Raw genomic sequence first — 20,425 nt, forward strand, 5'->3', positions numbered from 1 at the left:
CGACTATCGTGGGCGGCGAGAGGAGCGTGGCATGAATCGGCGTCTCGTTGCGTGGATTGTCGTTCTGATGCTCCTCGGAGCAAGTCCTGCCGCAGCGCAGGGCTGGGCGATCTACAATTCCGACCCGGGGCGCTTTCGCGTCGACATGCCGGGCAGCCCGACAATGACGACGGTGCCGGTGCCGGTCGGCAGCGGGCAGACCGTGCCGATGACCGAGGCCGAGGTCCGCTTGCGGAATGCCGTCTACCAGGCGTCGTATATCGACTACCCCGAGCGTATCGCCCGTGCGGTCGCCGTCGACCTGCTGCTCGACAAGGTGCGTGACGGTGCGGCCGCGGGCAATCAGCTGCGCGGCGAACGCAAGCTCACGCTTGGCCGTTTCCTGGGACGCGAATACCTGATCGTGCAGCCGAACGGCGTCAATACCGCCGTGCGCACCTGGTGGGTGCGCGGCCGTCTCTACCAGCTGACCGTCGGCGGCGGCGCCGGGATCGAAGGCCAGCCGGACACGCGCCGGTTCTTCGATTCGTTCAATCTGACGACACAATGAAAAACCGGAGGGAATCATGATCCGTCGTCGTGCGACGCTGGCGGCGCTGGCGGCGATGCTGCCCGCCACCGCGCGGGCCCAGGCGGCCTGGCCGGCCAAGCCGATCCGCCTGATCGTGCCCTACGGGCCGGGCGGCTCGGCCGACCAGGTGGCGCGGCTCTACGCGGAGCGCCTGAGTGTCGCACTCGGGCAGCAGATCATCGTCGAGGACAAACCCGGCGCCTCGGGCGGCGTCGGCGCGCAGATGGTCGCGACCAGCGCCCCCGACGGCTACACTTTCCTGCTGGCGCCTACCGCCATCATGGCGATCACGCCGGGCGTACGCAAAACACCGTACAATCCAGACGACCTGGTCGCGGTATGCCGGCTGTCGACGCCGATCCTCACCGTCACCATCACCAATGCGCTGGGCGCCAAGACCTGGCAGGAGTTTGTCGCCCTCGCCAAGCAAAACCCTGGAAAGTTCTGGTTCGGCTCGTCGGGCCTCGGCACCATCACCCATCTCACCGGCGAGGTGCTGACGCGCGCCGCCGGCATCCAGATGCAGCACACGCCCTACAAGACCATCGTCGACGCCACCGGCGACATCTTCGACGGCCGCATCCAGATGGTGTTCGATCCGTCGTTCGCGCCCTACGCCAAGTCCGGCAAGGTGCGCATGGTGCTGACCGACGGCCCGGCCCGGCTGGCCGATTTCCCCGACGTGCCGACAGCCCGCGAGGTCGGTCTCGACCTCAAGGGCTTCCGCGATCGCAGCTGGTTCGGCCTGTTCGCGCCCAAGGGCCTGTCGCCCGACATCGCCAAGCGAGTATCGGACGAGGTCGCGCGCATCGCCGCCGAGCCGTCGATGAAGGAGAAGCTCCTGCTGGTGGCGCAGTACGCGCATCACCAATCGACTGCCCAGTTCGCCCAACAGGTCGCCGACGACAAGGCCTTCTTCGCCAACCTGATCAAGGAACTCGATATCAAACTGGAGTAGATCCCGCCCTCGTGGGACAATGCCGCGCGTCAGGTGACAGCGGGATTTCGAGGCATGGCGAAGGGCAAGTTGGGCACAGGCAGGTCAGACAAGCGCCGCAAGGGCGGCGGGGCGACCAAGGCGCCAGGCGCTCGCAAGGCCGCCAAGGCGAAGAAGCCCGTCGGCAAGGCGGCCAAGCGCAAGGTCGCGGCAAAGAAGAAGAGCGTCCTCGGAAAGCCGGTCGCCCGGCCGGCGCTGCGTCGTACGGGGAAGAATCGCACCTCGGTCGGCCGGATTGCCGCGCCGCGACCGGCCTTGCACAAGGCCCCGGTGCTGTCGGCCAACATCTACGAGCGCGATCTCGACAAGACCGCCGCCAACTACGCACCGCTGACGCCGCTGCAGTTCATCGAGCGCAGCGCCAGCGTCTATCCAGACCGCATCGCCGTGGTGCACGGCGAGCGCCGTCAGAGCTGGGCCGAGACCTATCGGCGTTGCCGCCAGCTCGCCTCGGCGCTCGACAAGGTGGGCATCGGGGTCGGCGACACGGTGGCGATCATGGCGCCCAACATTCCGGAGATGTACGAGGCGCATTTCGGCGTGCCCATGACGGGCGGCGTCCTCAATTCGCTCAACACGCGCCTCGATGCGGCGATGATCGCCTTCATCCTCGACCACAGCGAGACCAAGGTCCTGCTGGTCGACCGCGAGTACCATCGCGCCGCCACCGAGGCGCTGGCGATCGCCAAGGTCCAGCCGATGGTGGTCGACATCGACGATCCGGCCTGCGAGGACCGCGCTCAGATCGGCGACACGACCTACGAGGAGCTCATCGCGTCAGGCGATCCTGACTACGCCTGGCAATACCCGAGCGACGAATGGAACGCCGTCTCGCTCAACTACACGTCGGGCACGACCGGCAACCCCAAGGGCGTCGTCTTCCATCATCGCGGCGCCGCCCTCTCGGCTTACGGCAACGCCACGCAATGGCCGATCGGCCTGCATCCGGTCTATCTCTGGACGCTGCCGATGTTCCATTGCAACGGCTGGTGCTTCCCGTGGACCCTGGCGCTGGTCGCCGGCACCAGCATCTGCCTGCGCCGCGCCAACGCCGCGACGATCTACGCCGCCCTCGCCGAGCATGGCGTGACGCACATGTGCGGTGCGCCGATCATCATGCAGTTCATCATCGGCGCCTCGCCCGCCGAGCGCCGGCCGCTGCCGCACCGAGTCGAGTTCATGACCGCCGCGGCGCCGCCACCGGCCGCTGTCCTGGAGGCTCTGGAGAAGGAGAATTTCCGCGTCACCCACGTCTACGGCCTCACGGAAGTCTACGGTCCGGCGACCGTCTGCTCATGGCACGAGGAGTGGGACGCCCTGCCCTCGCATGATCGCGCCCGGCTGAAGGCGCGCCAGGGCGTGCGCTATGCCGCGGAGGATGGCGTCACCGTGATGGATCCCGCCACCATGCAGGAGGTGCCGCGCGACGGCAGCACGATGGGCGAGGTGATGTTCCGCGGCAACCTCACCATGAAGGGTTACCTCAAGAACCCGACGGCGACCCGCGAGGCATTCGCCGAGGGCTGGTTCCACTCCGGCGACCTCGGCGTGCTGCACGAGGACGGCTACATCGAGCTGCGCGACCGCTCGAAGGACATCATCATCTCGGGCGGCGAGAACATCTCGACCATCGAGGTCGAGGGCGTGATCATCGAGCATCCGGCGGTGGCCAATGTCGCCGTCGTCGCCAAGCCCGACGAGAAATGGGGCGAGACGCCGTGCGCCTTCGTGGTGCTGAAGCCCGGCGCGGTGGTCTCGGTCGAGGAGATCATCGCCCACTGCCGGGCCAACCTCGCCTCCTACAAATGCCCACGCTACGTCGTGTTCCGCGAGCTGCCGATGACCTCGACCGGCAAGGTCCAGAAGTTCGTGCTGCGCGACTGGGCGAAGGCGGTGTAGCGCATCTTTCTCCTGCCCAGCGAGCTGGGAGGAGCATGAATCGCCCGCACCATCGCCGCGCCATAATCGAGCGGCTATCCTCGGCCGCGACATGGCCGGCCAAGCGACGTTGATCGTGACGACGAGGAGCGGCGCGCGCCCCCTGGGCGTGCGCGGCGAGCCGTTGCACAACGCCGCGCCGCAACTCCGCCGGGTGATACGCCGCCGCCTCGGCGATGCCTCCGCCGATCTGCTGGCCGAGCCGCAGCTGCACGAGCACGGCAAGGCGATCGACTGGTACGCAGACTGGCCGGGTGCCGTGCAGTCCTTGTCGGCGCTGCCGCCTGAGCGCCGGGCCGAAGTGATGGCCAACATCGGGAAGACCCTGGCCGAGATCCGCTGCCTCGGCGATTCGCTCGCCGGGACGGGTCCGCGCGAGGAAAGCGGCGTGGTCGGCCTGTCGCTGCAGCTCGCCGCCCGCGCCCCGTCCGAGTCCTTCGTCTTCATGGTCGGCGAACGGCCGGTCATCGTCTGCTGGGGTTACGAGAAGGAGGCTGCCGCCGGCCTGCTGCCGACAAGCCTGCCGGCGCCACCGAGCCCGCCAAGCTCGACAATCCATCGTCCCGTGCTGGAGGCGCCGGTCGGCCGGCCCTTGTCGCGCACGGTGCGGCCGGCGGGTGCCACCATTCCCTGGACTCGCGCGGTGCTGGTCGCGCTGCCGTTGTTGTTGTTGCTGATCGGCGGAGTGTGGCTGTTGCGCGGCCTGTTGCCTGGCGGCGCGGAGCAGAATTTGTCGACACGCGAGGGGCTGCCCGCTCCGCCGCCACCCGAACCGCCGCGGGATCCCCTGCCCGCGCTGAGGGCCGCCTTCTCGACCGAGGAATCGCGTGGCCGCGTGCTCAAGGTCGAGCTTTCGCTGATCGAGGCCGAGCTGCGCAAGCGCGTCGCCGAGTGCAAGCCGCCGGAGCCCCCCAAGCCGCCGCAGGTCGCGGTCGCGCCACCGCCGCCGGCTCCCCAATCACCGCAGACCAAGGCGCAACCCGCGCCGCCACCGCCGCCGGTCCAGAGCCGGCCGAACGACGATCGGCTTCGCCTGCCGCCGGCGCCGACCAACAATTACGCCTTCATGGAAGGATGCTGGCGCACCGATCCGTTCCGCCACGAAACCGTACAACAGCAGCCTGGCGTGTCGACCTACTGCTTCGATGCCGGCGGCAACGGGCAGCTCGAATGGCGGCGCGGCCGCACGGCCTGTCGCACGCGCGCGCAATCACGCTTCGACGGCGCCGTGCTGCTGCTGCGCGACAGCGATTCGAGCTGCAACGACGGCTCGCGCTGGTATGCCGACCAACTCGTCTGCCGGCGCGGCGCCGGCGACGTCGCACATTGCAGCGGCACGTCCCGCGGGGCCTACGGCCCAGTCTCCTGGACGGTCAACCTGCACAAGCTCAATTGAGCGCTCATGCTCTTCCCCGGACCGCGGGCGGCCCGCCCGCGGTCCGGGGAAGAGCATGAGCAAGGATGCGCACAGCCGACCGCAGGATGCGGCCGGTCAGTCGCTATGGTCGATACATCAATGTCGGGTGGTTGACGAAAGTCGGACGATCTCGTCCTTGATGAGCAGTTTCTGCTTCTTCAGGCTGCAGATCGCATCGTCGTCGGGATGCGGTCGCAGGTTCTCTTCATTAATCGCTTGCTCAAGGGATGCGTGCTTGGCCTTGAGCGCTTCGATGTGGTCCACGGTGCTCACGGGCGACCTCCGAGCTGGTTGCGGACGGCAAACTCTGACTCCGACATTGGTGCCTGTCACGTCAAATCAAGTACCTTCCCGCGTCTGTGCATAACCCTGTACAGTAACTGAATTACAGGCCCAGAACGGAGCCGGTTGCCGGCATTTTCGGCGGCTCTGGCGCAATACTCGGCATCCGATTGCCGCAGGTGCTAATCGAATTCCGGTGGGAACCGCTTCATCATGACGCGGACAGCGCAAGTCAGCGTCGCGAGATTCGTGTCCTTACGGACCGCGGGCATCTCGCCCGCTCCTCTCATGAGCGGGCGAGATGCCCACCACCCAGCAACGCTAGGCCAGCACCGGGGTACCACCGACGACGCAGGTAATCTCCTCATCGAGGAGTGAGGGGAACGTCGCTTTCATCAGGGTCACCACGACCGCGCGGTCCCTGGCGTCGGGCACGACGCCGAGGCAGACCGCGTAGACGCCAAGATTGCCGACGGCGGCTCGCATGCGCTTCTCGATCGGGCGATCACGGTCGGCGGGCGGCGCATGAAGGCTGGCGAGCTCGAGCTGCTCGGCGTGCTCGGCGGCGAGCTCGGCATCGGCGACCCGGCGGCGCACCGCCTCGACCGTCTCAGGCAGCGCCTGCGGCCACGGCCGATCCTTGAGCAGCCGGCGCATCTGGCGCAGCGGACGGACCACGTCAGCCTGCCAGGCATCGCTCGCCTTCAGGATGACCCGTAGTCGGTCGGCGGTCAGGGTCGGCCGGCCCGAAGCACCCAGCCAGCAGCAGAACAGCAGCACGTTGACGTCGCAACCACGGCGCTCCTGCAGGTCGAGGCAGGCCTCGGCCACGCCATCGCCGGCGTAGAGCTCGAGCGAGAAATTCCAGAACGGATGGGGGAGAAAATCGGACAACGGTATGGCTTCCCAAGGGCGGGGCGAAGGGGTACACGGCGCAAGGCGGCGTGGCTAGCCCGCCGGGACGAGTACGCCGAGCATGAGCAATCCGCCATCAGAGCCGCTGGATACCGAGGCCATCAGGGCCAAGCTGGAAGCGCTGAGGAGCGAGCATCGCGACCTCGACGAGGTGATCGAACGCCTCGTCGAAAAGCCGCCGTTCGACCAGCTCCAGCTGCAGCGCCTGAAGAAGCGCAAGCTGGGGCTCAAGGACCAGATCATCAAGCTGGAGAGCCAGCTCATTCCCGACATCATCGCCTGAGGACGTGCGCGAAAACCCGATGGCCAAGAAATCTGCCAAAGCCAAGCCACCCCGGCTCCGTCCTCTCGTCGGGCTGATCATGGGCAGCCAGTCGGACTGGGCGACGATGCGCCAGGCCGCGGAGACCCTCGATGCGCTCGGCGTGCCGTTCGAGGCGCGCATCGTATCAGCCCATCGCACGCCTCGTCGCATGATGTCCTATGCCGCCGCCGCCAAGGGGCGCGGCCTCAAGGTGATCATCGCCGCGGCCGGCGGGGCCGCGCACCTGCCCGGCATGACGGCCTCGATGACCCCGTTGCCGGTGCTCGGCGTGCCGATCGAGAGCGCCGCGCTGAAGGGTCAGGACAGTCTTCTGTCCATTGTCCAGATGCCCGCGGGGATCCCGGTCGGCACGCTTGCTATTGGCCGCGCCGGTGCCGTCAACAGCGCCCTCCTGGCAGCCAGCATCGTTGGTCTTAGCAATGCCAAGATCATGGGCGCGGTCGAGCACTGGCGGGCCCGCCAGAGCGCCGCCGTCGCTCACGCGCCGACCGACGACCCGCCCGCCCCGCACCGCTAGCGATGACCGCCCCCCATATCGTTCCGCCCGGGTCGACCATCGGCATCCTGGGCGGCGGCCAGTTGGGCCGCATGACGGCGATGGCCGCTGCCCGCCTGGGCTACCGCTGCCGGGTCTATGCACCGGACGAGCATGCGATCGCGGGCGACGTCGCCGCCGGCCACGTGCGCGGCGCCTACGACGATGCGCCGGCGCTGCGGCGCTTCGCCGATCAGGTCGATGTCATCACCTACGAGTTCGAGAACGTGCCGGAGGCCGCGGTCGCGACCTGCCTCGAGCGCAAGCCAGTACGGCCCGGGGTCAAGCCGATCCATGTCGCCCAGCATCGGCTGCGCGAGAAGGAGTTCTTCGCCTCGCTTGGTATCGGCACCGCCGACTACCAGCCGGTGCGTAGCGAAGCCGAGCTGGCAGCCGCCACCGTTCTGCCCGGCATCCTGAAAACTTGCCGCGAGGGCTACGACGGCAAGGGTCAGGCACGGGTCACGGACCGGCCGTCGCTCGCCGCCGCATGGGAGAAGCTCGGCCGGCGCGAGTGCATCCTCGAGGCGCTGGTCGATTTTCGCTGTGAGGTGTCGGCTATCGTCGCGCGTGGCCTCGACGGATCGATGCGTTGTTTTCCCATAGGGCTCAACGACCATCGCGACGGCATCCTGCGCACCACGACGGTTCCGGCCGACCTGCCGGCCGACGTGCTGACGACGGCCGAGCGCTGCGGCCTCGCGCTCGCACGCGGGCTCGATCTCGTGGGGCTGGTGGCGCTCGAGATGTTCGCCACACACGACGGCAGGGTGCTCGCCAACGAAATGGCGCCGCGGCCGCACAATTCGGGTCATTGGACGATCGACGCCTGCGCGACCAGTCAGTTCGAGCAGCTGGTGCGCGCCATCTGCGGCCTGCCGCTGGGTGCCGTCGATATCGTGGCGCCGTCGCGCATGGAGAACCTGATCGGCGCAGAAGCAAACGACTGGCCGCGCTATCTCGCCGATCCGTCGGCCCGGCTGCATCTTTACGGCAAGGCGTCGGCGCGCCCCGGCCGCAAGATGGGCCACGTCACCTTCGTGCAGCCCGCTGCGTCGGGCCGGCCGTCCACGACCTGACCTGGGACTTCAGCCTCTCGATCTTCATGACGTCGTCGATCCGCCGGTCGAGGAACGCCCAGGTCGCCTCGCTGCCCGGCGAGCGGTCGCTCAGCCAGTACAGCAGCGTCGCCGAGTAGACCCCCGCCAGGGTCGCCCGCTTGGTATAGAAATTGAAATCGGTGCTGGTGTCGCCGGCGGCGTACCACATCGCATCGACGGTCCGGTAGAGGAGCTTGAGCGCCAGTCCGGCACTGAACGGCAGGGAGAGCGCCGCCAGCGCGCGCCGTGCCGCCTCGCGCTCGCCGGCGTGGCGTTCCAGCCGGATGCGCACCGCCGCCTTGATGCGATCGCGGATCTTGAGGCTGGCCACACCCTCCTTCTCCATGTCCTCGACCGTGCGCAGGTCGGCGCGCTCGCTGGCGAAGGTCAGGACCTGCAGGGCGCCGCCCGGGAACAGGCGGTCGGCCTCGCCGGCCGGCAGCTCGAGCTGGCGCGCCGCCACCGTCAGGGCCATACGCGACCAGCCCTCGAAGGCAGCCTCGGCAGCAACGGCATCGGCCAGGCGATCTCGCAGGGACGCGTCGGGGTCGGGCGCAGACGCGGGATTCGGGCTGTTTTCCAGGCTCATGAGGCGAAATATAGGCGCCGGACCGGGGCTTCCCAAGGGTTCTGCCCTGTGATACCTACGCCGCCTCTGAATTGCCTCCGGAGCCGTTTCCGGAGCGTCCGGCCATGCATGGAAGGAAGCGACCGAAGTGCAAGTACTCGTTCGTGAGAACAACGTCGATCAGGCGCTGCGCGTCCTCAAGAAGAAGATGCAGCGCGAGGGGATCTTCCGCGAGATGAAGCTCCGCCGCAACTACGAGAAGCCCTCCGAGCGCCGCGCGCGCGAGCGCGCCGAGGCGATCCGCCGGACCCGCAAGCTGATGCGCAAGCGCATGGAGCGCGAGGGCTACTAGCCGTCCTGCCTCATCAGGCGGCGACGAAATACGAAAGGTCCCTCGCTAGGCTCGCGATGACACCGAATGTGTCATCCCGAGCCTAGCGAGGGACCTTTCGTATTTTCCTCCCCAGCGAAGCTGGGGAGGAGCATGATTTTCAGTTCAGCCCGTACAGCCGGGCGACGTTGTCGTGCACGATCTTCTTCTGCACGCTCGACGAGAAGCCGGCGAGGTTCTCCTTCAAGGTCTCGCGCGAGTTCGGCCAAATGCAATCGGGGTGCGGGTAGTCGGCGCCCCAGATGATGTTGTCCTCGCCGATCAGCGGAACGATCGGCTCGAGGTACTTGTCCTGCTGGTAGGTGACGTAGCCCTGGCGGCGGAAATAGTCGCTGGGCTTCATCGTGAAGCCGAGGTCGCGCGCCCGGTCATGGTACTCCGTGTCGAGACGGTCGAACACGTAAGGCAGCCAGGTGACTCCGGACTCGCCCAGCACGAAGTTGAAGTCGGGATATTTGTGGCAGGCGCCGGAGGCGAGCAGTGACACCAGCACCTCCATCGTGTCGAGCTGGAACAGCGCCGACCGCACCAGCCGCCACTGGGTGAAATATTTCTTCTCCATCTCCGGCGTGTCGGGCGCGCGCACCGCCTTGAAGCCGGTCGAATGGAAGGAGATCGGGAACTTGCACTCGGCCGCCGCTTCCCACAGCGGATACCATTCGTGCTGGTACATCGGCATCGACATGCGCTTGAAGGCGAGATCGCCGCCCTTCAGACCCATCCTGGCGCAGCGCCGCACCTCGGCTGCCGCAGCGGCCGGATCGGTGTTGGGAATGATGGCCAGTGGAAACACGCGGTTGGGATCGGAGCGCTTGGCGAAGTCGGCCGCCCAATCGTTGTAGCGCGCATTGACCCACACGCGCAGGTCGGCGTCGTCGATCAAGTCGTTGACCATCAGGCAGCCGTAGATGATCTCCTTTTCGAGACCGTCACGGTCGAGATCGGCGATGCGCAGCTCGGGCGTGGTCGGGCGCGGCTGGGCACCCGGGTAACTGTTCCATTCGAAGCCGGCGTCCTTCATCTCGTCGACGTGGCCGAACGAACCCTTGGTATAGGGCAGGAAGCCCGGCCCGACGCCGTTCCACATGCCGCGATCCTTGTCGTCGACGAACCAATGCTGGCCGTCATTGCGCTCCTCGACGCGCGGCGCCAGCTTTTTCCATTTGACGGGCACCTGCGACGACCAGAGATCGGTCGGGCAGTAGGTCAGGTCGATGTGATTGTCACCGGAGATGAGCTTGTGATCCATGGCGTTTTCCCTCGGTCGTCGGCGGATTGCCAGGGCATGGCCCGAACCCTGACATGCTAGGGGTCTCGCCAGGGAAGCCAAGCGCTAGTTGTGGGCCCGTCCGCGAGGCGGACGGTGTCACCGATCAGGTTCATAACCGCCCAGCCTCCCGTTCTTCGAGGTAGGTCCGCATGCGGGACTTTCTCTGGTGGATCGCCCATCCCAACGGCGTGCTGCCCCATAGCTTGTCGGGAATGTCGATCCGGGCTCCGTACGAGATCAGCAATTCCATGAATTCCACGTCGTCGCCCAGCACGGCCTGGTGCACCGCAAGACAGTGAGTGTGAACCGGCATGAAGGCATTGGGATCGGCGCCGTGATCGAGTGCGATGCTGACCGCCTCTTTCTGTCTGTTGATGGCGGCGAGGCCGAAGGTGCGCTGCACCTCGGCCGGCGTCGCACCAGCCAGCAGCGCTCTAAGCTGGCCGGTTCGTCCCAGGGCCGCAGCGATCGGTGCCGTCATCGTCATCCCCGCCGACAGTAGAAGTTCGATCGGCTCGATCTCGCAATGCCCCAGCGTGACGTCGACGGCCCGGTCCGTCGGTGCTGCGCCCGCCGCCATTAAAATGACCACCAGCGGCGACTGCAGGCCCTGCTCCTTGGCCGGCGAGCTGGTCATGACCAGCTCCAGGGCATAGTCGAGGTCGGTCCTGTCGACGCCGCGATCGATCATGACACGCGCGATCTCGACCATGTTGGTGGGCATGCGCTCGATGAGAGTGGGATTGTCGGCGATGAACCAGAACAGCCGCGGGTCGCGAAAATATTGAGGCCGCGTCGCCGCGCGATAGCATTCCGGCTCGACGATGTTCTCCCGCAGCAGGCGTGGCTCGGCATCGAGCAGGCGCGCAAGGCCGGCTGCATCGCCCTGGTGGATAGCCGTCACTGCGGCACGGAATGAGGGGTCGCGAATGACTGGCCGCTCGAGCAGCTCGATGATCGCGGCCCTGTCCCAGCCCTCGCCCGCGCGCGCCAGGGCGAGCGCCGGCCGGCCCTTGCTGTCGGGCTGCCATTCGAGCGCCTCGCCGCGGATCAGCCGCTCGACCAAGGCCAGGGGGCCGCGTGCCGCGGCGGCATGCAGCGCGGTCTCGCCGGCGGCGTCGGACCGCGGATTGGCGCCCGCGGCGAGCAAGGCATCGACGATGGCGAGCCGGGCCTCGTCTGATGCGTTGCTGGCGCAGGCTTGCCACAGCGCAGCGCCGGCGCCGCGCGGCGCTTCGTCGACGGAGGCGCCCTCCGCCAACAGTTGCCGAACCGTGGCGACTTCACCGGCGCGCGCCGCGGCAGCCAGCGGCGGGAGCTGTGCCGGCTGCTGGCCGCCGCGCAGCGCGTCGACGCGTTGGATCAGCGCCGCCCAGGTGCCCAAGCCGTAGCTCGCGGCGACCTGGCGCTGCGCCTCGGCGAGGCCGAGGCGCCGGTCCTTGGCCCAGCGCTTGGCCTCCTTGCGCAGATGCTCCTTCGAGGGGTGCGCCGGCAGCGTACGGCTGGTGTCGGTGGACATGATTCTCCCTTTCCCGAATGCCCGATGTCCGCTCGCGAGCAGGAAAGGTCGAATGACCGAAAGGCTGGCATGAGGTGGGCTGAGCCCTCTCCGCGGACAGGTGGCCGCCTCGACCGGCAATGGCGCCACTATGCCCGGCCAAGCGAGTCTTTCAAGCCTTTCACGCAAAATGGCGATGGCTGTCACCGCACCTTCCTTGGCACAGTGGCGTCATGGCCAAGCATCCCTACACCATCATCCGCGGCGGCAAGCTCCTGGACATCGCCAAGCGCAATGCCGCTCCCGCCGACATCCTGATCAAGGGCGACACCATCGCCGAGATCGGCCGGCCGGGCCTCGCCGCTCCTGCCGGCGCGACGACCATCGACGCCACCCACCGCCTGATGCATCCCGGGCTGGTCAACGCGCACACCCACGGGCCGGGCAATCTCGGCAAGGGCATGGGCGATCTGTGGCCGCTCGAGCTGCTGTTGACGGCGAGCCCGTGGATCAACGGTGGCCGCACGCTGGAGGACAAGCACCTGGCGACCCTGATCGGCGCCTGCGAGATGGTGATGAAGGGCTGCACCGCCGCCTACGACCTCGCCGCCGAGTTCCCCCTGCCCTCGGTCGACGGCCTGTCGGCGATGGCCAAGGCCTACGAGGAGGTCGGCATGCGCGCCGTGCTGGCGCCGATGGTGGCGGATCTGACGTTCTTCGAGGCGATCCCCGGCCTGATGGAGCGCCTCTCGCCGGCGCTGCAGAAGGAGGTCGAGAGCTTCCGGCTGGCGCCGTGGAAGGCGACGACGCGGCAGATGCGAAAGGCTTTCCAGAAATGGCCGTTCGAGAAGGTGATGCTCGCGGTCGCGCCGACCATCCCGCACCATTGCACCGACGACTTCATGATCGCCTGCCGCGATCTCGCGCGCGAGTTCGACCTCGGCATCCACAGCCACGTCGCCGAATCCAAGGTCCAGGTGGTGGCGGGCTACAAGCGCTACGGCAGCTCGCTCGCCGCCCACATGGATTCGCTCGGCCTGGTCAACGAGCGCTTCACGGTGGCGCACGGCGTCTGGCTCGACGGCGACGACATGAAGCGGCTGGGCGATCGCGGCGCCTCGGTGGCGCACAATCCCGGCTCCAACATGCGGCTGGGCAACGGGCTCGCCGACATGCGCGGCATGCTCGCCGCCCAGATCAATGTCGGCATCGGCACCGACGGCGCCAACTGCGCCGACAATCAAAACATGTACGAGGCGATGCGGCTGGCCTCGTTCACCTCCAAGGTCCAGGGCCCCGACTGGCAGCGCTGGATCACCACCGCCGAGACGCTGCACGCGGCCACCGAGGGCGGCGCCCGCGCGCTCGGCCTCGACAAGCAGATCGGCCGGATCGCGCCTGGCTACAAGGCCGACATCGTCTTCCTCGACCTGCACCACATCAACTGGATCCCGCTCAACGATCCGGTCAACGCGCTGGTCCACACCGAGGACGGCAGCGCGGTCCATTCCGTCATGATCGGCGGCCGCATGATCGTCGAGAACCGCAAGCTGCTCACCGTCGATCTCGCCAAGCTCGCCGCCAAGGCCGAGGAGTCACGCGTGCGGCGCGAGAAGGTCACCGCGCCGGCAAAGAAGCTCTACCAGCGCCTGGAGAAGGTCGTCGGCACGTTCTGCCCCGGCCTCGCCAAGGCACCGCTGCACATCCATCGCTACGGCGCCAGCCATCACCACGCGCATTGAAGCTGGGATCGCGCGACCAGAAGAGAAACATGAGTAAAGGTCCCGAGCGCAGCGAGGGACCTTTCAGCGGTGCACGACCCAGACGAATCGATTGCCCCAAATGTTTCGCCCCTGCGGGTCGGCCCGTGAGCCGGTGGCAAACTCCTGTCTCACGCCCGTAAGGGCGCTTTTCCGTCGTCCTGAGCAAGGCGCTTGCGGAGCAAGCGCCGTCAGCGAAGGACCTCATCGCCGCTTGCTCCAGTGTGCTTTGAACTTCTGGCGATGAGATCCTTCGCTGCGCTCAGGATGACAAGATAAGGTGCGCTGATACTCCGGTCGCAGGTAGAATTCACCGAAGCGGACATACGTGTCGAACCGCATCAGTGATACCGTGCCGACCGCGCGTTCGCGCCACACGATGCGCGTGAACGGCTTCTCGTCGAAGCGTTCCCGGTGAAGTCGCCTCTGCAGCGCCTCGTCCCAGCCCCACCGGGTCTCGATGTAAGGTCTCATCGCGGCGCGCTTGACGTCGAACGTATACGCGAACGCCCGTTCGTCCCGCGGCAGGGCGGCAAACTGCACGTCCGGCGGCAGGTCGGGAAGGTGGAGGCGCTCGCCGCCCGTCATCCGGTCTGTCGTCATCCGGCCTGCCGTCGATCGAGCAGATCGAGGATCGCCGACTCCAGCTCGGGCACGTCGGTCACGACAGCATCAGGCTCCTCGGCCGGATCGCGCGGGCGCTGGCGGCGGTGACGCCCGCCGCGCAGCTGGATCGCCGCCATGCCCAGCGCCTTGGCCGGCACGATGTCGTTGTCGATGCGGTCGCCGACCATGATGCACTCGGCCGGCGACACGCCGAGCGCCTCGGCCGCTGCGAGGAAGGCGCGCGGATCGGGCTTGCGCAGGCCGGTGACCCCGCTCAGCCCGTGATGATCGAACAGCCCGTCGATACCGGCGCGATCGAGTCGGGCGCGGGCGGCCTCGGGCTGGTTGGCGACGATGCCGAGCGCCAGCCCGCGCTCGCGCAGGCGGCGCAGCAGGCCATCGATCTCGGGCCGCAGCTGGAACACTTCGAGATTGCCCACCATCGCGCGAACACGCTGGCGGACCCGCTCGATCGTGCGTGGATCGCCGCCGCACAGCGTCTCGACCATGTGGGCATAGGCGTCGGGCGCGAAGGCCGCGACCGCCACCTCCGAGGCCTCGTCGATCGCGGCCTGATCGACCCGGATGCCCTCCAGCCCGCAGGCCGAGGCGATCGCGCCATCGACGGCGCTTTCCCAGGCGAACTCGAGATCGATCGGCCCGCCGACATCGAACAGAACTGCGCGATAGGGCATGCCGGATGATCGCCGATCGGGCCGGCGTTCCGCTACAGGAGCTTGTCGAGGGTCAGTGCGACGAGCCTTCCAGCGCCTTGACGATGTTCTCGCACATCACCTTGGCGTCGGCGAACAGCATCATGGTGTTGTCCCGGAAGAACAGCTCGTTGTCGACGCCGGCATAGCCCGAGGCCATGCCGCGCTTGACGAACAGCACCGTCTGGGCGCGCTCGACGTCGAGGATCGGCATGCCGTAGATCGGGCTCGCCGGGTCGGTCTTGGCGGCCGGGTTGGTGACGTCGTTGGCGCCGATCACGAAGGCCACGTCGGTCGAGGCGAAGTCGCGGTTGATGTCGTCGAGCTCGAAGACCTCGTCGTAGGGCACGTTGGCCTCGGCCAGCAGCACGTTCATGTGGCCGGGCATGCGGCCGGCCACCGGATGAATGGCGTAGCGCACCTGCACGCCGTCCTTCTTCAGGAGGTCGGCCATCTCGCGCAACGCGTGCTGGGCCTGCGCAACCGCCATGCCGTAACCGGGCACGATGATCACCGACTGGGCGTTCTTCATCAGGAAGGCGGCATCCTCGGCCGAGCCCGCCTTGACCGGCTTGTCGGACTTGGCGTGCGGCGCGCCCGCGGCCGAGGAGTCTGTGCCGAAGCCGCCCAGGATCACGTTGAAGATCGAGCGGTTCATGCCCTTGCACATGATGTAGCTCAGGATCGCGCCGGATGAGCCGACCAGCGCCCCGGTCACGATCAGCGCGGTGTTGCCCAGCGTGAAGCCGATGCCGGCTGCCGCCCATCCCGAATAGGAGTTGAGCATCGACACGACCACCGGCATGTCGGCGCCACCGATCGGCAGGATCAGCAGGAAACCGAGCGCCAGCGACAGCGCGATCAGCAGGATGAAGGTGACGGGATGGCCGCGCAGGGCGAACCATGCCAGCAGCACCACCAGGACGATGCCGATCGCGGCATTGAGCGGATGCTGGCCGCGGAACACCAGCGGCGCGCCGGACACCAGGCCCTGCAGCTTGGCGAACGCCACGACCGAGCCGGTGAAGGTGATGGCGCCGATCACGGTGCCGAGCCCCATCTCGATCAGGCTGTGCGCCTTGATCTGGCCGAACGTGCCGATGCCGAAGGCCTCCGGCGACACGAAGGCGGCGGCGGCGACGAACACCGCCGCCAATCCGACCAGCGAATGGAAGGCGGCGACGAGCTGCGGCAGCGCCGTCATCTGGATGCGCATGGCGACGACCGCGCCGATCGCCCCGCCGATGATCAGGCCGACGATGATCAGCCAGGGCGAGACCACGCCCGGCGTCGCGACGGTGACGCCGATCGCCACCGCCATGCCGACGATGCCGTAGAGGTTGCCGCCGCGCGACGTCTCGGGCGAGGACAGCCCGCGCAACGCCATGATGAAGCAGATGGCGGCAATCAGATAGCCGTAGGCCGCGAGTTCCTGGGTCATCCCGTCTGTTCCCCCTGCCCGCGCCTACTTCCGGCCCGGCTTCTTCTTGAACATCGCCAGCATGCGATGCGTGACGATGAAGCCGCCGAAGATGTTGACCGCCGCCAGGATCACGGCGATGGCGCCGAAGAACTGGGCGGCGCCCAGGCCCCTGAGGCCGGCCGCCAGCAGCGCGCCGACGATGATCACCGACGACACGGCATTGGTGACCGCCATCAGCGGCGAATGCAGCGCCGGCGTCACCCGCCACACCACGTAGTAGCCGACGAAGCAGGCCAGGGCGAAAATTGTGAGCAGCGAGACGAACGGCATGTGGCCATCCGGGATCGACGCCGTCCCCTGGGCCGCCAGATCGGTGATCTGCTGCGCCAGGCCCTTGAGGCTGGTCGCCAGATCCTGCGCCTGGCTGGCGAGCTTGGACGCCTCGCCGGCTACTTTATCGTCCATGGCTTAGCTCCCGGAGCGCGAAATGCGAAAGTTGTCATCCCGAGCGAACGCGAGGGACCTTTGATCGCGCGTCGCGAAAGATCCCTCGTTAACGACGCTTGCTCCGCAAGCGTCGAACTCGGGATGACAATTTCTGAACAGAGAAGATCGAAGGGGCATGCTCACGCCTGGGCCAGCGACGGGTGCACGACCTGGCCGTCGCGCGTCACCAGGGTGCCCTTCACGACCTCGTCGGCGGTGTCGATCTTGAGCGCCTTGGTCTCCTTGTCGATCATCGGCGTGATGAAGTTCAGGAGGTTGCGCGCGAACAGCGCCGAGGCGTCGGTCGGCAACTCGCCCGGCAGGTTGGCCGGCCCGACGATCTTGACGCCGAACTTCTCGACCGTCTTGCCGAACTCCGACAGCGGGCAGTTGCCGCCCTGCTCGACCGCCATGTCGACGATCACCGAGCCGGGCTTCATGGTCTTGACCATGTCCTCGCTCACCAGCACCGGCGCCTTGCGGCCCGGGATCAGGGCAGTGGTGATGACGATGTCCTGGGTCTTGATGTGCTCGGCGACCAGCGCCGCCTGCTTGGCGCGATACTCCGCGCTCATCTCCTTGGCGTAGCCGCCGGCGGTCTCGGCCGCCTTGAACTCCTCGTCCTCGACGGCGATGAACTTGGCGCCGAGCGACTGGACCTGCTCCCTGGTCGCCGGCCGGACGTCGGTCGCAGTCACGATCGAGCCGAGCCGGCGCGCCGTGGCGATCGCCTGCAGGCCGGCCACGCCGACACCCATGATGAAGGAGCGCGACGGCGCCAGCGTGCCGCCCGGCGTCATCATCTGCGGCAGGATGCGACCGAAATGGTTGGCCGCCAGCAGCACCGACTTGTAACCGGCGAGATTGGCCTGCGAGCTCAGGATATCCATCGACTGGGCGCGGGTGATGCGCGGGATCAGCTCGAGCGCGAACGACGTGACGCCCGCCGCCGCCAGGGCTTGCGCCAATTCGCGGTTGGTGAGCGCCGACAAGGGCGACATCAAAACCTGGCCGCTGCGCAACAGCGCCATCTCGTCGGTGCCCTCGGCGGCCGACATCGGGCGCTGGATCTTGAAGATCACATCGGCGGTCGAGGCCGCCGCGGCAGCGTCCGGCACGATCGTTGCACCGGCTTCGGTGTAGGCCTCGTCGGTATAGGCGGCGGCCGTGCCGGCGCCCGTTTCGACCATGATTTCCGCCACCCCCAGTCCTTTCAGCTTCTTCACGGTCTCGGGCGTCGCCGCCACGCGCGTTTCGTGCGGCCGGCGTTCTTTGAGAATGGCGATTTTCATGGAGAGCTTGGGTCTGTTGGAGGCCGACGGAGGGGCTGGGTGCAGCGCACCATGCACAGCGCCCCTCTCTTTGCCAAGCCGGTTTTTCGCCGCGCAGTGCAGGCATTTACCGCCCGCAATCGACCAGTGATACTGCGCCCATGCACCAGCGTCCCGCCATCCTGACCGGCTTTCACTTCACCCGATGGGCCCTCGCCACCCTCTCCGAGCGCTATGACATCGCCGGCCACATGGACCGGCCCGAGCCGGCTCTGGTGCCGGCCAACGCCCAGCCGCATGTCCAGGCGCTCGTGACCACCGGCAGCGTCGGCGTCTCGGACGCGCTGATGGCGGCCATCCCCCGCCTGTCGCTGATCTGCTGCTATGGCACCGGCTACGAACGCATCGACATCGAGGCGGCGCGCCGACGCAACATCATGGTCACCCACGGCGCCGACGCCAACGCGCCCGACGTGGCCGAGATGGCCGTCGGCATCCTGCTCGCCTCGACGCGCCGCATCGTGCGGGCCGACAAGATGATCCGCCGCGGCGACTGGACCAAGCGTATCCCCAACCGGTTCGGCCCGATCGCCGGCCTGACCGGCGGCAAGGTCGGCATCCTGGGCCTCGGCGCCATCGGCATGGAGTTCGTCAAGCGCATCAAGGGCTTCGACGTGCAGATCGGCTACTGCAATCGCACCCGGCGCAACGATGTCGACTTTTCCTATTTCCCCAACGTGATGGCGCTGGCGACCTGGGCCGACTACCTGATCGTCGCCCTGCGCTCCGACGCCTCCAACCGCCACATCATCAACGCCGAGGTGCTGAAGGCGCTCGGGCCGCGCGGCCACCTGGTCAACATCAGCCGCGGCTGGGCGGTCGACGAAGCGGCGCTCGCCGACGCCCTGCGCTGCAACGTGATCGAGGGTGCCGCGCTCGACGTGTTCGACGAGGAGCCCTACGAAGGCACCGAGCTGCTGCCGCTCGACAATCTGGTGATGACGCCGCATTTCGGCGGCGGCACCGAGCATGCCCAGCGCCGCATGACCTCGCTCGTGCGCCAGAACCTCGACGCCCACTTCGCCGGCAAGCCGGTGGTGTCGCCGCTGCCCGAGCTGCGCGACATGGCGGAGATGACGGCGGGGCGATTGAGGTAGGAAAGGTCCCTCGCTGCGCTCGGGATGACATCAATACTGTCCCCGCGACAACCAGGCTGTCGCCAAGACGACAAGGCTGTCATCCCGAGCACAACGAGGACCTTTCTTCATCTCGACTTTCACCCCGCCCGGTCCTTCCCGATAACCACCTTCGGCCCGGCATCCCGGAACGGCGCCTCGAACCAGACGTCGTAGTAGGCGCGCAGCGCCGACGGATAGCGGCGCAGCTCGGTCAGGATGCTGTAGGCGGCGCCGACGTCGCGGGCCTCGAAGCCAAAGGCATCGATGCCGACGTTGCGTGCCATGTAGAGTGCCCGTACCAGGTGGAAACGCTGCGAGACGATCATCACGCGCTCCTGGCCGTAGATGTCGCGTGCGCGCATCACGGAGTCCCAGGTCCGCCAGCCGTCGAAGTCACTGTAGATGACCTCGGTGGGAACGCCCCGCTCGACCAGGCCAGCGCGCATGGCGCTCGGCTCGTCGTTGACGGCATCACGGCTGCCGCTCACGATCAGGTATCTCACCTTGCCGGCCTTCCACAGCGCCGCCGCAGCATCGAGGCGGTAGATGAAGTAGCGGTTGGGGCCGCCCTCCGGGCCGATCGCCGCCGTCCCCAGGACCAGCGCCGTCTCGATCACCGGCGCCTTGGCGACATCGGAGAACAGGTGCGCTTCGGCGAGCGGATCGAGGCGTCGTTCGGCGACCCAGGCGAGCAAGACGACCGCGAGCGCCAACGCGCCGCCGAGCAGCAGGGCATACAGGATTAGCCGCACGCGGCCTGTCTTGCTGCGCGCGACGCGGGTCTGTAAGGCATCGCCATGCCGCGCCTGTCCACCGCCGAAGCCACCGTCCACTCCCTCCTGCGCCATGGCCTCGACACGGTCTACGCGTTGCCCGGGCTGCACAACGATCCGCTGTTCGATGCGTTCTACCATGCAGCCGACCGCCTCCGGGTGATTCATCCGCGCCACGAGCAGACGGCCGCCTACATGGCGCTGGGCGCAGCCCTCGTCACCGGCAAGCCGCAGGCCTTCGCCGTGGTGCCGGGACCGGGCCTGCTCAACGCCGGCTCCGCCTTGCTGACGGCATATGGCATGAATGCGCCGGTTGTGGGGCTGGTCGGCCAGATCCCGCAGACCGACATCGACAAGGGCCATGGCCATCTGCACGAGATCCACGACCAGCTCGGCCTGATGCGCCAC

The 20,425-nt window shown here is 67.5% G+C and carries 22 protein-coding genes; 11 read left to right on the forward strand and 11 right to left on the reverse strand.

Translation table 11 applies throughout. From position 1 onward, the window contains the following. Positions 1-31: 31 nt before the first annotated feature. The 4 genes from ACILR9_RS26320 to ACILR9_RS26335 all read left to right on the forward strand — a co-directional run bounded on the left by ACILR9_RS26320 (position 32) and on the right by ACILR9_RS26335 (position 4,902). Positions 32-550: a hypothetical protein gene (locus tag ACILR9_RS26320; RefSeq protein ID WP_395712946.1), complete on the forward strand. Its 519-nt coding sequence runs from the start codon at positions 32-34 to the stop codon at positions 548-550. Positions 551-566: 16 nt separating this feature from the next. Next, entirely contained in the window at positions 567-1,529 is a 963-nt protein-coding gene (locus tag ACILR9_RS26325) for a Bug family tripartite tricarboxylate transporter substrate binding protein (RefSeq protein WP_395712947.1), read from the forward strand. 309 nt (positions 1,530-1,838) lie between these two features. Next, positions 1,839-3,467: an acyl-CoA synthetase gene (locus tag ACILR9_RS26330; RefSeq protein WP_395712967.1), complete on the forward strand. Its 1,629-nt coding sequence runs from the start codon at positions 1,839-1,841 to the stop codon at positions 3,465-3,467. A gap of 91 nt (positions 3,468-3,558) precedes the next feature. Next, complete coding sequence (locus tag ACILR9_RS26335) at positions 3,559-4,902, forward strand: hypothetical protein (protein ID WP_395712948.1); 1,344 nt, start codon at positions 3,559-3,561, stop codon at positions 4,900-4,902. Between the two features lie 117 nt (positions 4,903-5,019). Here ACILR9_RS26335 and ACILR9_RS26340 read toward each other — a convergent pair whose 3' ends face one another. Further along, positions 5,020-5,196 carry a YdcH family protein gene (locus ACILR9_RS26340; protein ID WP_395712949.1) on the reverse strand — a complete coding sequence of 59 codons (177 nt, stop codon included), beginning with the start codon at positions 5,194-5,196 and terminating at the stop codon, positions 5,020-5,022. A 330-nt stretch (positions 5,197-5,526) separates the two neighbouring features. Further along, complete coding sequence (locus ACILR9_RS26345; RefSeq protein WP_395712950.1) at positions 5,527-6,099, reverse strand: TIGR02444 family protein; 573 nt, start codon at positions 6,097-6,099, stop codon at positions 5,527-5,529. Positions 6,100-6,181: 82 nt separating this feature from the next. Here ACILR9_RS26345 and ACILR9_RS26350 point away from each other — a divergent pair, with 82 nt between their 5' ends. From ACILR9_RS26350 to ACILR9_RS26360, 3 genes are read left to right on the forward strand one after another with little or no spacing between them, the layout of a single operon-like run. Then, positions 6,182-6,403 (forward strand): YdcH family protein, encoded by a 222-nt coding sequence (locus tag ACILR9_RS26350; protein WP_395712951.1) that lies wholly within the window; start codon positions 6,182-6,184, stop codon positions 6,401-6,403. Between the two features lie 19 nt (positions 6,404-6,422). Then, positions 6,423-6,962 (forward strand): 5-(carboxyamino)imidazole ribonucleotide mutase, encoded by a 540-nt coding sequence (gene purE, locus ACILR9_RS26355; RefSeq protein ID WP_395712952.1) that lies wholly within the window; start codon positions 6,423-6,425, stop codon positions 6,960-6,962. Between the two features lie 2 nt (positions 6,963-6,964). Continuing rightward, a complete protein-coding gene (locus ACILR9_RS26360; RefSeq protein ID WP_395712953.1) occupies positions 6,965-8,059 on the forward strand; it encodes a 5-(carboxyamino)imidazole ribonucleotide synthase in 1,095 nt (364 codons plus the stop codon). Here the strand turns inward: ACILR9_RS26360 and ACILR9_RS26365 are convergent. Then, positions 8,013-8,669 carry a COQ9 family protein gene (locus ACILR9_RS26365; protein ID WP_395712954.1) on the reverse strand — a complete coding sequence of 219 codons (657 nt, stop codon included), beginning with the start codon at positions 8,667-8,669 and terminating at the stop codon, positions 8,013-8,015. The two genes, ACILR9_RS26360 and ACILR9_RS26365, sit on opposite strands and share 47 nt — an antisense overlap. 127 nt (positions 8,670-8,796) lie before the next feature. On the opposite strand from ACILR9_RS26365, the gene rpsU reads away from it, so the two are divergent. Further along, positions 8,797-9,000 (forward strand): 30S ribosomal protein S21, encoded by a 204-nt coding sequence (gene rpsU, locus ACILR9_RS26370; protein ID WP_020696578.1) that lies wholly within the window; start codon positions 8,797-8,799, stop codon positions 8,998-9,000. Between the two features lie 139 nt (positions 9,001-9,139). Here rpsU and ACILR9_RS26375 read toward each other — a convergent pair whose 3' ends face one another. Together ACILR9_RS26375 and ACILR9_RS26380 are read right to left on the reverse strand one after the other, a co-directional pair. Beyond that, positions 9,140-10,288 carry an amidohydrolase family protein gene (locus tag ACILR9_RS26375; RefSeq protein WP_395712955.1) on the reverse strand — a complete coding sequence of 383 codons (1,149 nt, stop codon included), beginning with the start codon at positions 10,286-10,288 and terminating at the stop codon, positions 9,140-9,142. A gap of 130 nt (positions 10,289-10,418) precedes the next feature. Continuing rightward, complete coding sequence (locus ACILR9_RS26380; protein ID WP_395712956.1) at positions 10,419-11,828, reverse strand: ankyrin repeat domain-containing protein; 1,410 nt, start codon at positions 11,826-11,828, stop codon at positions 10,419-10,421. Between the two features lie 212 nt (positions 11,829-12,040). On the opposite strand from ACILR9_RS26380, the gene ACILR9_RS26385 reads away from it, so the two are divergent. Continuing rightward, positions 12,041-13,549: an amidohydrolase family protein gene (locus tag ACILR9_RS26385; RefSeq protein WP_395712957.1), complete on the forward strand. Its 1,509-nt coding sequence runs from the start codon at positions 12,041-12,043 to the stop codon at positions 13,547-13,549. Between the two features lie 222 nt (positions 13,550-13,771). Here ACILR9_RS26385 and ACILR9_RS26390 read toward each other — a convergent pair whose 3' ends face one another. From ACILR9_RS26390 to ACILR9_RS26410, 5 genes are all read right to left on the reverse strand, one after another. Next, positions 13,772-14,170, reverse strand: a complete 399-nt coding sequence (locus tag ACILR9_RS26390; protein WP_395712958.1) for a hypothetical protein — start codon at positions 14,168-14,170, stop codon at positions 13,772-13,774. After that, entirely contained in the window at positions 14,167-14,868 is a 702-nt protein-coding gene (locus tag ACILR9_RS26395; RefSeq protein WP_395712959.1) for an HAD family hydrolase, read from the reverse strand. Before ACILR9_RS26395 ends, ACILR9_RS26390 begins: the two co-directional genes overlap by 4 nt. A gap of 52 nt (positions 14,869-14,920) precedes the next feature. Beyond that, positions 14,921-16,327 carry an NAD(P)(+) transhydrogenase (Re/Si-specific) subunit beta gene (locus ACILR9_RS26400; RefSeq protein ID WP_395712960.1) on the reverse strand — a complete coding sequence of 469 codons (1,407 nt, stop codon included), beginning with the start codon at positions 16,325-16,327 and terminating at the stop codon, positions 14,921-14,923. A 24-nt stretch (positions 16,328-16,351) separates the two neighbouring features. After that, positions 16,352-16,774, reverse strand: coding sequence for an NAD(P) transhydrogenase subunit alpha (locus ACILR9_RS26405; RefSeq protein ID WP_395712961.1), 423 nt, complete (start codon positions 16,772-16,774; stop codon positions 16,352-16,354). 161 nt (positions 16,775-16,935) lie between these two features. Beyond that, positions 16,936-18,087, reverse strand: coding sequence for a Re/Si-specific NAD(P)(+) transhydrogenase subunit alpha (locus tag ACILR9_RS26410; RefSeq protein ID WP_395712962.1), 1,152 nt, complete (start codon positions 18,085-18,087; stop codon positions 16,936-16,938). A gap of 140 nt (positions 18,088-18,227) precedes the next feature. On the opposite strand from ACILR9_RS26410, the gene ACILR9_RS26415 reads away from it, so the two are divergent. Then, entirely contained in the window at positions 18,228-19,223 is a 996-nt protein-coding gene (locus tag ACILR9_RS26415; RefSeq protein ID WP_395712963.1) for a 2-hydroxyacid dehydrogenase, read from the forward strand. 119 nt (positions 19,224-19,342) lie between these two features. Here the strand turns inward: ACILR9_RS26415 and ACILR9_RS26420 are convergent, their stop codons facing one another. Continuing rightward, positions 19,343-19,996: a vancomycin high temperature exclusion protein gene (locus ACILR9_RS26420; RefSeq protein ID WP_395712964.1), complete on the reverse strand. Its 654-nt coding sequence runs from the start codon at positions 19,994-19,996 to the stop codon at positions 19,343-19,345. 45 nt (positions 19,997-20,041) lie between these two features. On the opposite strand from ACILR9_RS26420, the gene ACILR9_RS26425 reads away from it, so the two are divergent. Further along, positions 20,042-20,425: thiamine pyrophosphate-binding protein (locus ACILR9_RS26425; RefSeq protein WP_395712965.1), on the forward strand; the 384-nt coding region annotated here is incomplete at its 3' end.

The sequence above is a fragment of the Reyranella sp. genome, assembly GCF_044224635.1.
Classification (GTDB): Bacteria; Pseudomonadota; Alphaproteobacteria; order Reyranellales; family Reyranellaceae; genus Reyranella.